We start from the raw sequence: 14,237 nt of genomic DNA, 5'->3' as shown, positions 1-14,237 counted from the left end.
AAATACATGTCATCTATAGCCAAATTTGGCTTACCTTTTATATTTCTTTTTCAATAAAAAAAGTTCCTGCTTGACCAGAAACTTTTTTCAACATATTTCATCATTTTTTAATTGAGAGAACCATATTTTCGACAAATATCTTACGTATTCTTCCCGATAATTGTCGTCTAGCGGTTCGACATAGAACACTTCTCTAATAATTTGAGGATTAAAGTATGGGAAGAAAATGCTGCTCATCATGTGAATGATCTGCATATCCACCTCAAGGTCCTGGCGAAACTGTCCTGCTTCAATTCCTCTCTCAAGGTGAAGAGAAAAGTTGGCTTTTAATTTAGCAATATATGTACTCATCACTTCACGTATGAGCATAGAATCCACACTGAGTTCACGTTGAATGATCCGTGACACTTCTAAGTTCTTACATTGATAGCCAATTACAATATCAACTACTCTCATTAAATCGGCAAAGCTGTCACGGTCCTCAGCTTGTCCACTCTGATCAGCCTCTAGTTCAAAAAAGAGTTTCTCAAAATAATCAACCATGATCGATTCCAAAACACCCTGTTTATTTTTAAAATGATAGCTTACGAGGGCCGCATTGACCTTAGCTGCTTCGGCAATTTCTCTAATGGATGTACTGCCGAAACCTTGAACTGAAAAAAGTTCAATCGCTGCTCGTAAAATATGCACCTTCGTGCGATTAGCCGTTCTGCTCACGATGTAATCCCCCTTAATTCTTTCTCCCGACCTTACCCTCTAGTCTGGAATAACGGATGTGGGACGTCTTTCTCTCTATATTTTATCACTCGATCGATAGCAATGTGTATGATCCACCCCAATATTGACCATAAAACAAGGTCAAGAAATAAAAAGGTGAATAAGGCAACGATTACCGCGATCGAATAGGAATGCAACAATGATACCAAAGTACGGTGAACTAATTCATATACCTTATTTTTTAGCCAGGCAGACGGAAGCAAGTGAAGCAGTTTAGGAAGGGCCAAAAAGATGAGGAACCCGGTCCAAGTGGTGCCATATATCAGAAAGACATAAAAAGCAACCACCATAATGAAAGCGTTTTCTATTCGATATAAAATCCTTTCCAATGTGTCTCACCTCCTCCCTTCTATTTTATTCCATAACCACATAAAGAGTACATACAATTTTGTGATTTTTTCTATAATTTTCAAAAAACTTTATGATTTTAATTATTCTGTTAATTTGTTATTCTTAGATAAACAAACGTTCAACTACAACAGGAGAAGTCTATGATGAAGAAAAAGGACTTATTTATTCTCTTTATATCTTTAACTATCCTTCTTCCCCTTTATATCTCATCCGGTATCTGTACTGTTAAGAATCAGATTCACTATGGTTTTAACGAAGCGAAGACGATCCGTGTCATGACTTACAACATTCGCGGGGCCAGAACAGATAACGGAGATGTTCATCTGTCAACCATCGCAGAGCAGATTAGAGCTATGAACCCAGATATCATTGCTTTACAAGAAGTTGACTTCCGACTCCCTCGATCTCACTTTCTGAACCAGACCAAGATATTAGGCGATCTCCTTCAGATGAATTATTTATTTGTTCCTAATCAGAACTTCCTTATTGGATCTTATGGCAATGCCATTTTAAGCAAATTCCCCATCACTGATTTTGAACGGCATCTTTTACCCAGTAGTCTTGAGAACAGAGGACTTTTGCGAGCACAGATAAATACAGGTACAAGGGCCATCGATGTTTATACCACACACCTTGGCCTAACCACAAAAGAGAGAACAGCACAAATTTCTTCTTTAGCATCAACAATGTCCATGAAGAATAGTCCTAAGCTGCTGCTAGGAGATTTCAATTCCAGCCCTATGGAAGTTCCCATTCAGTCTATACGCTCACTGTACATCGATCCGGTTTTCGAGAAACAATTGGACGTCATAACCTATCAACACAATAAGAAAAGAACACAACTAGATTATATTTTTCATACAAAAGACTTCGTTTTTGAAGGCGTTTTCACTGAGACTTCCCTTATTTCTGATCATAATCCGCTCATGTATTCTCTCATCTTAGATAGTATTAAAGAGTAACTAGAGTAATTTTCTCGAAAAAGCGAGGACCCGTACCACTTTATAATAGTGGGTACGGGTCTTAATTCCTCGCCTCTTAAATACCAGCTACACGACATTGATTACGTCCATTTCTCTTCGCTTCGTAGAGGGCCATATCTGCCGAGTTAAACAAAGACTCAACCGTTTCCTCACCTAAATCCTCTCTCCATGCTGCAATTCCTAAAGAGATTGTCACTTTTGGCTTTGTTTGATGTTCGATTCTGGAGCGTATTCGTTCAGATACTTCAAGCGCTGTTTCTAAAGTTTGTCCAGGTAGATAAACAGCTAGCTCTTCTCCTCCCCACCTTGAGGCGATATCAGTTTTTCTTACACTTGTCTTTATAATCTCCGAAACTTGAATTAAGATCTCGTCGCCCACTTGATGACCATACGTATCATTCACTCTCTTAAAATAATCAATATCCATCAAAATGAGGGCCCCTTGTTTATCCTGCTTCACAGAGTACGACACGTGATCATTAAGAAATTTCCGGTTGTATAAATCGGTTAAGGTATCTGTGATCACCATTCTCTCTACTTCATTATGAAGAGATGCATTGCGAATCGCCATATTAACATGCTGGGCCAGAATTTCGAGAAGTTTAAAGTCATCAAAGGTAAAAGAGTTGGGATGACAATCTGAAACGAATATGGCTCCTTCTATTTCTTGCCCATTAAACAAAGGCACTCCTAATAACGAACGGAACGGCATAAGAAAGGTGGAACCGTCTTCTTCCACTTGATAATCAGAAAGTATAACAGCTTCTTTCATATGAAGAATCTTTGCTAACTCTCCATCCGTTGCTGGTACCTCTAACCCATTATGATCCGCGTTCGTTGAGGCAAGGACTGTAAAATTTTCCTCCTGAGGAATTCGCTGAAGAATCACACAATACTCCGCATGATAAGTCTCCATAAGCTTGTCCAACACAAACTGCAAAATATCCTTCAGATTCAGACTTCTATTTAATTGTTTAGCCATTCCATTAATGAGAAGTAGTTCGCGAATTAATTTTTGAGACTGTTGGTACAACTGAGCATTTTCAAAGGCATTCCCTGCTGTGTCTGCAAGGATCGTAATGTATTCAATATCTTTAGAGGTCATTTGGACAGGTTGGTCGGAATACATCTCTAAGATTCCGTAAATCCCTTGCTTTCCTCGCAACGGAGCAGCCAAGGTGATCCTTCTGCCATTCTCCGATTGGTCATATTCACGTATGATCACTTTCCCTTCCATAAATGCCCGTAAACTAACCTCATCCTCATTCATATTGAAATTGAAAGTTTTGAAGGGCATCGTCGTGGAAGAATCATGGGAAAGCCATAGGTCTACCTTCATTGTAGGGAATAACATGCGGATATTATTGACGATAGAAGGCAAAACCTCATCAACGTCAATGGAAGAATGGATCTTCTTGGTGATGTGGAACAGCATTTCATGTGTGCGCATTTGTTCTAGTTGAACATCAATGGAAACCATGAACCCTTGTAAAAAGCTGATCATCGCTTCCTTAGGAAAAATACCATCCCCTTGTATCCCGATATGATAGGACTGTTCTTCAATGTTCATCAAGAAAGCCGTTGCCACACTATATGCGGATTCTTCGGCATGAATGACTTGAAACCATAAATCCTCCCCGTCCCACTTGAGTTCTTCTAATGGGTACAAGTTAGTCGCAGGTCCTATTGAGGTACTGTTAATCACAGTGCGACTTGCGTTAATAAGAAAGAAAAATCCCGAAGACGCAATAAAACGTTCAGGAGTTACTCGGTCTTTCAGATTTTTAAAGGCATCAACGAGTTGTTCTTCCTTAGTGAGTAGCCTATGTTCGAAACCTGTTTCTGAATAAATGTCGGGGTATGCATTCACAAGCTAGCCCTCTTTTCCTACCTTTATTGTTCTAGATGGGTGGAATCATTGACTGTATGAACCGTCCACTTGCCATGCTGAAAAGAAATATGATTAAACGCTGTATTACTTAATTTGGTCTTTCCTGTACCAAAGGTTCCATCACTAAACAACAATAAGAGAGCATTAATTAATCCACCGTGACTAATCACTGCAATATGCGAATTAGGATAGCGTTGACTAAGGTCCTTAAGCTTGTTTACCGCCCGGTCTTGCATAGCCTCCAATGTTTCAATACCATACTTTCCACCTACGTGCTGACCTGGTTCATAGTCTGGGTAGTTTTTTCTTATTTCTTCATAATCTAGACCTTCCCATTGACCGTAGTTACGCTCTCTAAAATCATGAACTTGAATAAAGGGTACGTTTATATGATATCTGCTGACTTGTTCAGCCGTTTGCCGTGCACGCAATAAATCACTGCTACAGATAAGTTGAAGAGGTAGTGTCGACAATCTCTTAGCGACTTGATCAGCTTGTATTACTCCCTGCTTATTTAAAGGAATATCTGTATGCCCTTGAAGCTTCTTCCATTTGTTCCAGTCTGTTTCTCCATGACGTATTAAATAGAAATGGTTGATCAATTTGATTACCCCTTATCTTATCACATGGTACTAATAATTATATGATATTCTGTAATTTGTTTCACCATGTTTAAAAGATAAATGAAATCCAAACTTTTCCCTGTTCAAAAATTCGCCTTATCTATTCGCTTAATGATCATCTTCTTGACTTTTCTTTTATTGCGTATATAATTATATTCATGTGTTTATAAAAGGGTAGCAATGATTTTAGGTAAAAACGGTAAACGAACCCTCTTCTAGTTTATTCCCATAGGGACCGCGGCTGGTCTTCCCTGTGGAGCACACTGCGGAAACGCTACCGTCCGAATTGGGTGCCAATTAAAGAATAAACTAGCTTACCGGAAGTTAACACCTGATAATCTATAATAAAGGAGATATGAATAATGGCACGTTATACAGGACCTCGTCACAAACTTTCTCGCCGTCTAGGCATTTCCTTAGATGGTACTGGTAAAGATCTTAAGCGTAATTACCCACCAGGACAACATGGACAAGCTCGTCGTAAGCTTAGCGAGTATGGTGTTCAATTACAAGAAAAGCAAAAGCTTCGCCATATGTATGGAATGAATGAAAAGCCTTTCCGCAAGTTGTTTACACAAGCAACAAAAATGCAAGGTGTTGCGGGTTCTAACTTCATGAAACTTCTTGAGTCCCGTTTGGATAACTTAGTATACCGTTTAGGTTTTGCTACTTCCCGTCCAGCTGCTCGTCAATTAGTTGTTCATGGACACGTAACGATTAACGGAAAGAAAGTAGATGTTCCTTCTTACCGTGTACAACCTGGCGATGTAATCGGACTTCGTGAAAAGAGTCAAAACCTTGAAATCGTGAAGGATGCGCTAGCTGCTCGCACTCATCTTCCTGGCTACCTTAGCTTCAATGAGTCTGCATTAGAAGGTGCTTATGTTCGTCTTCCAGAGCGTGATGAGCTTACTTCCGAAATCAACGAAACACTTATCGTAGAGTTCTACTCTCGTTAATAGAAAAAAGAATCAGGATAAACTTCCTGATTCTTTTTTTATGCCTACCGTGAATTACATACGGCAGGCACTATTTAACTATCCTAACTTTACCTTGGCAAACTTTCTTTTCCCGACTTGTACGATCATCGCATCTTCCACATTGATCTGCGCTTGTACATCTTCGACTTTCTCTTCATTAAGCTTTACGCCACCTTGTTGAATCATTCGACGGGCCTCACCAGTAGACGCTGTTAGACCAAGCTCTACGAGCAACTTGGCAATCCAGATTCGCCCATCTTCAAGAATACCAGATGAAATGCTTACTTCAGGAATGTCAGTTGGTAAAGCACGTTGCTGGAAGACTCGCTTAAAGTTCTCCTCAGCTTCTACTGCCGCTTCTGATCCATGGAACATGGTCACAAAGCGCTTCGCAAGGTTCATTTTTGCATCACGAGGATGGACGTTTCCACTTTCTAATCCAGCTCGTATTGCTTCTAACTCCTCATTTGAGATATCGGTTACAAGCTCATAGTATTTCAGCATAAGTTCATCCGGAACAGACATCGTCTTACCATAAATTTCGTTCGCTGCTTCCCCAATGCCAATATAATTGCCCAAGCTTTTACTCATCTTTTGAACGCCGTCCAACCCTTCTAGAATCGGCATCATGATGGCTATTTGCTGCTCTTTGTCGTACTCCTTTTGAAGCTGACGACCCATTAATAGATTAAACTTCTGATCCGTTCCTCCTAATTCTACGTCACTCTCTAAGGCTACAGAGTCATACCCTTGCATTAACGGGTAAAAGAACTCATGAATACTGATAGGCAACCCTGTCTGATAACGTTTGGAGAAATCATCTCTTTCTAACATCCGTGCGACAGTTACATTCGCTGCTAAACGAACAACATCAGCAAAATCCATCGGAGACAGCCAAGTGCTGTTATAATAGACCTCTAACTTACTTACATCCATCACTTTGGCAAACTGCTCTACGTAAGTTTGCGCATTGCGCTTTACATCTTCTTCTGTAAGCTGTTTTCGAGTTTCTGATTTTCCAGAAGGATCGCCAATTCTACCTGTAAAATCACCAATTAATAACTGAATCGTGTGACCCAATTCTTGAAATTGACGCAATTTATGGAGCACAACAGTATGACCTACGTGAAGATCAGGTGCAGTAGGATCTAGACCTAGTTTGATTTTTAGAGGAGTGCCGGTCACAATAGATTTCTCTAGTTTTTTCACCAGTTCATCCTGCGGGACGATTTCAGCTACCCCTCTTTGAATAATAGACAGCTGTCGTTCTACTTCCTTTTTTTGCTCCTCGTTTAATATCCACTTTTTCTCTTCCGTCATTTAAGCTCACCCTTTCCAAAAAATAAACATAAAAAAACACCTCATCCCCACTTAGGGACGAGATGTCTGCTCGCGGTACCACCCTAATTGAAGAACCCTGCGGTTCTTCCACTCTTCGGTTAGGTAACTCCAGGGTGTAATTCTTCTCTATCCGTGGATCGGTTCGCACCAAACACCGACTCTCTGTTGCCAGCAAAATAGAAAATACTAAAAAACCTTTCTTCGTTACCACATATAAGTTTATATTTATATGATTACCATAAAATAAAGGTAAATGCAACGCAAATTCACCTCCGTTGCATCTTGTGCTATAATAAGGACAAGCGTGGGGCTTTCATCTAGGGAGGAAATATATGAACGAACAAAATCAAACCAGGGATAAGCCAAGCACTAGAAGACGAGTGTTGCGAATCCTTTGGAGTATTACACAACTTACGATCTTACTCATATTTATGGGAGTCTTTTTTGCCGGAGGAGCAGCGGCTGGATATATTGCCTCTTTAGTGAAAGAGGATCCTGTTCGCTCTTATGAGGATGTCAGTGAACAAGTCTTCTCCAACCACTTAACGGGGTTTGCATATTTTAATGATAAAGCACTTATTGGCCAATTGCGTGCAGAAGAAGACCGCCGCTTGGTGAAAAAAGAGGAAGTTTCCCCGCATCTCATTAATGCCATTATTGCTACTGAAGATAGACATTTTTACGAACATCGCGGGGTAGATCTCAAGGCCATTGTTCGTGCTTCTTTACAGGATATTTTAGGAAGCCCTGTTCAGACAGGAGGAAGTACGCTTACGCAGCAATTAATTAAGCAGACGATTCTTACCCCCGAAGTCAGTCATGAGCGTAAAGCAAGAGAAATCTTTCTCGCCCTGCGCATTGAACGGATGTTTTCTAAGGATCAAATCTTGGAAGCTTACATGAACGAGATGTATTTCGGTTACAGTGCTAACAAATCAAACATTTACGGCGTCCAAGCAGCTGCAAAGGGTATTTTTGGCGTAGAAGCCAAAGATCTGAATATCCCGCAGTCCGCCTACATTGCTGGGATGCTTCAAGCTCCTTCAAGATATACCCCCTTCGAGGAATATAATGCGGGAGGATTAGAAGCTGGAACCAAAAGACAAAAGCTTGTACTAAACCATATGCTCGAGAATGGCTACATAACCGAACAGCAACATAAGGAAGCCCTTGCCTACGACATCAAAGCCAACCTCGCCCAACCTAGAGAACGTGCCTATAGGCAATATCCGTTCCTTATGATGGAAATTGAGGACCGGGCTGCGAAAGTGCTTGTGGATCAAGATTTAGCCAATGATCCAACTAAAAATAAGGACGACCTAACCAGACAGGAATACCGTGAACTGCTGGATAGAAAACGCGGAGAAATTCTAAGAGGCGGTTACCACATTTACACAACTATTGACAAGAATATTTTCGAGATGATGGACGCCATAGCGAAGAACCCTGATAATTTTGGCCCGAATCGCACCTATAAGGCTCGCTTCGGATCTGAGTATAAAGAGGTCAAGGACGCATTAGAAGAAGTTGGCGCTACCCTGATCGACAATAAAACAGGAGCTGTCCTAGGCTTTGCAGGTGGCCGTAACTTTGAGATCTCACAAGTCAATCATACCATGAGACCAAGACAGCCTGGTTCCGCAATGAAACCCTTGGCAGCTTATGCACCTGCCTTCGAGCTAGGCGTTTTGCAACCTGGGTCAGGAATTGATGATGCTCCCATCGCTCTGGAGAATGGTGTTGGCAATCCCCCACATTACCCAGCTAACTGGAATCATAAGTTCCACGGATTAATATCCGTTCGAGAAGCCCTAAGGCAATCCTATAATATTCCTGCAATTAAGGCTTACCTTAATGTCGGAATACCAGAATCCTTAAGCTACGTGGAAAAGATGGGGATAACGACCCTCGTCACACCGAAGGATAATCCAAGAGTAAATGACCACCAAGCCAAAACAGGTGTCATCGGTGGATTGACCCAAGGTTTGACAGTTGAAGAAATAACCAATGCTTATTCCGTATTCCCTAACCAAGGATCTTTCCTTGATGCCTATCTGATTGAAAGAATTGAGAACTCGGATGGAGAAACCATCTTTGAACATTCTATTAAGCCTCAGACCGTATTCTCGGAACAAACCGCTTACTTGAACACGGATATTATGAGAACCGTTGTTAAAAGCGGTACCGGTGCAGCTTTACAAAAATTAGTTAAGGGCAAAAGAGATTTTGCTGGAAAAACCGGAACAACAAATGATGATGTAGACTCATGGTTTGTTGGTTACACACCGGAGGTCACACTAGGTGTATGGATAGGTTATGACATTCCATACAAGCTTCCGAAGGCTTCTCCTGCCAGATCCACTGTCGTATGGGCGAAGTTTATGAACGGACTATTCGAGTTGTATCCTGATCGATATCCAACAGATTCAAAGTTCGCACAACCGCAGGGAATCGTAAGTAGAGCCGTTTGCAGTGTGTCAGGGAAACTTCCAACCGATCTTTGTCATGAGGCTGGAACCGTTGTAACTGAAGTTTTCAACCAGAAGTTTGTCCCAACTGAAACATGCGATGTCCATATTAGAGGACGAATTATACCGTATGATGATCATTTGTACTTGGCTAAGCCAGAAACGCCTGACGATATGGTAGAGAATAAGGTTGGAATCAAACCACCAGAACCTGTAAAGCTGCCGGATAATCCTGAGAAATATAAGTTCTCATTCAATACTCTAGATTGGGATAAACGACTTCCTGATCATGAAGATCCTCGTGTGGATGACGGACAAGTACCTTCTATACCTCAGGGAGCATCCTTACAGAATGGTAAGCTTACATGGACGGCTAACCCTGAAGTGGATATCGTAGGATATCGCGTGTATCGCTCTATTTTAGGTTCTCCATTCGAAAAAACAGGAGTCGTTTTACAACCAGCAGAGAAGAGTTACACCCTAAGTCAAGAGGGAGTTTATTATGTAACAGCAGTTGATGTCGCAGGAAAGGAATCAGGTCCATCACAAGCAGTAGCTCATGGTAGCTTGTTGCCAGATTCAGAATTGGCCCCTGAGGGTGATAGTCCTGCACCTGTGCCAGATTCATCTACACCATTAGATGATCTGCTACCTCTTGATCCTACTTTGCCTCCTGGAATAGGGAGTCCTGCTAACAATGGTCCAAAAACGAATACACCAACTAAACCTAAGACAGACAATGGGAATACAGAAATTCCTTTAACACCACCAATTCCAGATAATTAGAAGTTGATTTAAACAGCGTCCTCTTTCCGGGGCGCTGTTTTTTTATCTTTGGGTTTCCTCATTCTAACTTACGGAAATACTCTAGATAGAATAATAAGAAGGAGTTTACCATGGAACGAGAAAAGCCTCGTGTCTCAAATCGCTTTTATATCGGCCTACTAAACGGGATCCTGTTTAGTTTACCTCTATGGCTCATCATTTTCTGGGCAATATCACGAGCTTAAACAGTGATGAAAATGAAAAGAAGCCAGCACATTGGCTGGCTTCATTATTCATATTAATCTTCCATTGTAGATAAGTCACCAGTAGGTAGACCTAATTCCCACGCCTTCAATACTCGACGCATAATCTTACCAGAACGGGTCTTTGGAAGTTTATCCTTCACTTCGATCTCTCTTGGCGCTGCATGGGCTGCAAGACCAGTCTTAACAAAGTTACGGATATCCTCAAGCAACTCATCTGTTGGCTCGTATCCAGCACGTAAAGCAATAAACGCCTTAATAATCTCGCCGCGAATCGCGTCAGGTTTACCGATTACACCTGCTTCAGCTACAGCTGGATGTTCAACCAATTTACTCTCGACTTCGAATGGACCTACACGCTCACCCGCAGTCATAATAACATCATCCACACGGCCTTGGAACCAGAAATACCCATCTTCATCCATATAAGCGGAATCTCCAGATACATACCAACCGCTCAAACGGAAATATTCTTCGTACTTAGAAGGATTATTCCATATTCTTCTCATCATAGAAGGCCAGCTTACCTTAATAGCTAGATTCCCCATGCGATTAGCAGGAAGAACATTCCCCTCGTCATCCACGATAGCTGCTTCTACACCAGGAATCGGCTTACCCATGGATCCTGGTTTAATAGCCATAGATGGGTAGTTACAAATTAATTGTGCTCCAGTCTCTGTCATCCACCATGTATCATGGATTCTCTTATCAAAAACTCTCATTCCCCAATGAACGACTTCTGGGTTAAGAGGTTCACCTACGCTAAGTACATGACGCAGACTGGACAAGTCATAGTCCTTAACTAATTCATCTCCAGCACCCATCAACATACGGAATGCTGTTGGTGCACTATACCAAACAGTAATGCTATATTTTTCAATGGTAGAATACCAATCTTGAGGGCTAAAACGTCCACCACGGACCACGTTGGAGGCTCCGTTCAACCAAGGACCGAAAATACCATAAGATGTTCCTGTTACCCAGCCCGGGTCAGCTGTGCACCAATAGATATCTTCTTCTTGTAAATCTAGTACCCACTTCGCTGTCTGATAATGCTGAATCATAGCATTATGGACATGAAGAACTCCCTTAGGCTTTCCGGTTGATCCAGATGTATAGTGAAGAATAAGCCCGTCTTCACGGTCTACCCATTCAATTTCTAACTTATCACTTGCTGCAGCCATAGCTTGGTTATAACAAACTTGACCTTCTTCAAGCTCGCCTTCCGCTCCTACAAGAATAACATGCTTCAATGCAGGAAGTTCGGAAACTGGAACCCTTTTCAATAATTCTGGAGTTGTAATAATAGCAACAGCTTGGCTATCGTCAAGACGGTCTCTTACTGCAGCTTCCATGAATGCTTCAAACAATGGTCCAACAATCGCTCCAACCTTAAGCGTTCCTAATACGCTTACATAAAGCTCGGGAGAACGAGGCATGAAGACAAACACGCGATCGCCCTTCGCGATGCCTAGGTTTCTTAGGGTATTCCCAAACTTATTAGAAAGTTTCTTCAACTCTAAGAAGGTATACTTCTCATCACGCTTTGCATCGCTATAATACAAGGCAACTTTATTCTTTCTTGCTGTTTCGCAATGTCTGTCAATGGCTTCATATGCCATGTTTACTTTTCCTGTTTCATACCAGGAAAATTCCTTCTCTACTTCTTTCCAGTCGAAATTCTTGTAGGTCTCTTCATAACTTACTAAATTGCTCTTTACCTTAACTGGCTCTAATGTTACCGCTTGCATCTCTGTCAACTCCCCACTATATTTGTCTAAAGTTTGTCCAGATTTTCTAAGTTGTTATTTCTTATTATATCATAATATAAAATTTTCTCAATTTTAAATCCAAAAATTTATTTTTATTTCTATTTAGTGACAATATTTTTTTCCCATTCTTTTATGAAGGAAGATTATGTATAATTTAGAAAAGAGTTTATAAACGACTACTACCTGAACGGGAATTGAAGGGGGATTGGACTATAATGTTGATTGAAGACATCATGAATCGAAATGTCGTTACCGTTAAGCCTACTGATTCCATTCGTTTAGCTATGCTTGTTGCTGCCCAACAACGGATTCGACATTTGCCCGTTTTAGATGAGAACAATAAGCTAGTGGGTATTTTATCAGATCGGGATCTTCGGGATGCTTGTCCATCAAAGTTTGAATGCGAACAAAACGACGAGATTTATAATCGTCCAGTTTCTGAGATTATGCACCGCGACGTCATTACAGCCCATCCCCTCGACTTTGTCGAAGAGGCTGCTTTCTCCCTATATGATAATAAAATTGGTTGTCTTCCAGTTATTGATCAAGATGAACTGAAAGGAATTATTACAGAAACGGATATCCTTCATACACTCGTAGAGTTAATGGGAGTACAGTATCCTAGCTCTCACGTAGAAGTTGAAGTGAATGACCAGCCAGGGATGTTGGCTGATGTTGCCGCTGTTTTCAAACAAACTCGTTCTAATGTGACCAGCGTTCTCGTTTTCCCTGGAAAGCACCATGGAAAGAAAAATTTAGTATTCCGAGTCCAAACCATTGACACTAGAAAAATCAAGACTGCTTTGGAAGAGGCCGGTTATAAAGTTTGCTGGCCACAGGAGCCAGGGGGAGCAATATGAAGCCCTCTAGTCTATTTATTTACAGCAAGAATTATCAAAACTATAGATTTCATGACGATCACCCCTTCAACCAAAAACGCCTTGAATTAACCTTGGATTTACTCCAAGAGATGCAAATCATTCAAGAAGATCACATAGCAGAACCTCGCTATGCCACAGACGAAGAATTGTCTCTAGTTCATGACCTCCAATATATTAAGGCGGTTAAGGAATCAGGCTATTCAGAAGAGCTCTTACCCGTTGCTTCTAGTTACGGGCTGGGCACTGAGGATACACCGACGTTCCCCATGATGCACGAAGCGACTTCCCTTATCGTTGGGGGAACGCTTCGCGCAACAGAATTGGTCATGTCTGGGGAGTGTGATCATGCTGTAAATCTAGCAGGCGGTCTTCATCATGGTTTGCGCGGCCGAGCATCAGGTTTTTGCGTTTACAATGACTGCTCCGTTGCCATTGCCTATCTTCGTAAACACTACGATGCACGTGTTCTCTATATTGACACGGATGCCCACCATGGTGATGGCACGCAATGGTCGTTTTACGATGATCCCGATGTTTTATGTTTATCCTTACATGAAACAGGGAAGTACCTTTTTCCTGGTACAGGAAGTATTACAGAAAGAGGAGACGGACAAGGGTATGGCTATAGTGTCAATGTCCCACTCGAACCGTTTACGGAAGATGATTCCTGGTTGGAGTCTTACACTTCTGTCGTGACCCAAGTAGCAAGAGGGTTTAAACCGGATGTCATTGTCACCCAGAATGGATGTGATAGTCATTTTTTAGATCCGCTTACTCACCTTTCCTGTTCAATGGAAATCTATCGGCAGATTCCTAAGTTGGCCCACCAATTAGCCCATGAACTATGTGGCGGCAGACTTATTGCCACTGGAGGTGGAGGGTATGACATATGGAGGGTGGTTCCCCGGGCCTGGACCCTTCTCTGGGCAGAACTTTCTGACCAACCGATATTTGACAACCCAATCCTACCGTCAAGCTGGACAAGTCGCTGGCAATCAACAAGTCCGGTAGAATTGCCTGATCGCATGTTTGATCAACCAGAAAGATTTCCGTTCATTCCTAGAAGGGCAGAGATCACCAGTAAGAACAAGTCAACAGTAGAGAAAGCGCTTCTCTATTGTCCTCGGGGATAGGATATTTGC

At 41.6% G+C, this 14,237-nt stretch carries 11 protein-coding genes and 1 other annotated feature; of the genes, 5 read left to right on the top strand and 6 right to left on the bottom strand.

Going from position 1 to position 14,237, the window contains the following annotated elements; all coding sequences use genetic code 11:
* Nucleotides 1-87 precede the first annotated feature (87 nt).
* On the bottom strand, nt 88-717 hold the full coding sequence (gene refZ / locus EIZ39_RS04975) for a forespore capture DNA-binding protein RefZ (protein WP_164984902.1): 630 nt from the start codon (nt 715-717) through the stop codon (nt 88-90).
* Between the two features lie 32 nt (nt 718-749).
* Entirely contained in the window at nt 750-1,106 is a 357-nt protein-coding gene (locus EIZ39_RS04970; RefSeq protein ID WP_129198096.1) for a DUF4260 family protein, read from the bottom strand.
* A 162-nt stretch (nt 1,107-1,268) separates the two neighbouring features.
* On the opposite strand from EIZ39_RS04970, the gene EIZ39_RS04965 reads away from it, so the two are divergent.
* Nucleotides 1,269-2,090, top strand: coding sequence for an endonuclease/exonuclease/phosphatase family protein (locus tag EIZ39_RS04965; protein ID WP_129198094.1), 822 nt, complete (start codon nt 1,269-1,271; stop codon nt 2,088-2,090).
* Nucleotides 2,091-2,166: 76 nt separating this feature from the next.
* Here the strand turns inward: EIZ39_RS04965 and EIZ39_RS04960 are convergent, their stop codons facing one another.
* Together EIZ39_RS04960 and EIZ39_RS04955 are read right to left on the bottom strand one after the other, a co-directional pair.
* Nucleotides 2,167-3,981: a sensor domain-containing diguanylate cyclase gene (locus EIZ39_RS04960; protein ID WP_129198092.1), complete on the bottom strand. Its 1,815-nt coding sequence runs from the start codon at nt 3,979-3,981 to the stop codon at nt 2,167-2,169.
* A 23-nt stretch (nt 3,982-4,004) separates the two neighbouring features.
* Nucleotides 4,005-4,604 carry a histidine phosphatase family protein gene (locus EIZ39_RS04955; protein WP_164984901.1) on the bottom strand — a complete coding sequence of 200 codons (600 nt, stop codon included), beginning with the start codon at nt 4,602-4,604 and terminating at the stop codon, nt 4,005-4,007.
* 383 nt (nt 4,605-4,987) lie between these two features.
* Between EIZ39_RS04955 and rpsD the strand changes: the two genes are divergently transcribed.
* Entirely contained in the window at nt 4,988-5,584 is a 597-nt protein-coding gene (rpsD, locus tag EIZ39_RS04950) for a 30S ribosomal protein S4 (RefSeq protein ID WP_129198088.1), read from the top strand.
* Between the two features lie 78 nt (nt 5,585-5,662).
* Here the strand turns inward: rpsD and tyrS are convergent, their stop codons facing one another.
* A complete protein-coding gene (tyrS, locus tag EIZ39_RS04945) occupies nt 5,663-6,925 on the bottom strand; it encodes a tyrosine--tRNA ligase (RefSeq protein ID WP_129198086.1) in 1,263 nt (420 codons plus the stop codon).
* Nucleotides 6,926-6,975: 50 nt separating this feature from the next.
* Nucleotides 6,976-7,157 (bottom strand) — a binding site (T-box leader).
* Nucleotides 7,158-7,278: 121 nt separating this feature from the next.
* Here tyrS and EIZ39_RS04940 point away from each other — a divergent pair.
* Complete coding sequence (locus tag EIZ39_RS04940) at nt 7,279-10,200, top strand: transglycosylase domain-containing protein (protein ID WP_129198084.1); 2,922 nt, start codon at nt 7,279-7,281, stop codon at nt 10,198-10,200.
* 277 nt (nt 10,201-10,477) lie between these two features.
* Here EIZ39_RS04940 and acsA read toward each other — a convergent pair whose 3' ends face one another.
* Nucleotides 10,478-12,193 (bottom strand): acetate--CoA ligase, encoded by a 1,716-nt coding sequence (acsA, locus tag EIZ39_RS04935; protein WP_129198082.1) that lies wholly within the window; start codon nt 12,191-12,193, stop codon nt 10,478-10,480.
* Between the two features lie 236 nt (nt 12,194-12,429).
* Between acsA and EIZ39_RS04930 the strand changes: the two genes are divergently transcribed.
* On the top strand, nt 12,430-13,074 hold the full coding sequence (locus EIZ39_RS04930; protein WP_129198080.1) for an acetoin utilization AcuB family protein: 645 nt from the start codon (nt 12,430-12,432) through the stop codon (nt 13,072-13,074).
* Nucleotides 13,071-14,228 carry an acetoin utilization protein AcuC gene (locus EIZ39_RS04925; RefSeq protein WP_129198078.1) on the top strand — a complete coding sequence of 386 codons (1,158 nt, stop codon included), beginning with the start codon at nt 13,071-13,073 and terminating at the stop codon, nt 14,226-14,228. Before EIZ39_RS04930 ends, EIZ39_RS04925 begins: the two co-directional genes overlap by 4 nt.
* The last annotated feature ends 9 nt before the right edge of the window (nt 14,229-14,237 follow it).

The sequence above is a fragment of the Ammoniphilus sp. CFH 90114 genome, from assembly GCF_004123195.1.
Classification (GTDB): domain Bacteria; phylum Bacillota; class Bacilli; order Aneurinibacillales; family RAOX-1; genus YIM-78166.
The sequence above is the reverse complement of the archived record's forward strand: the minus strand, read 5'-3'. Positions and strand labels throughout refer to the sequence as shown.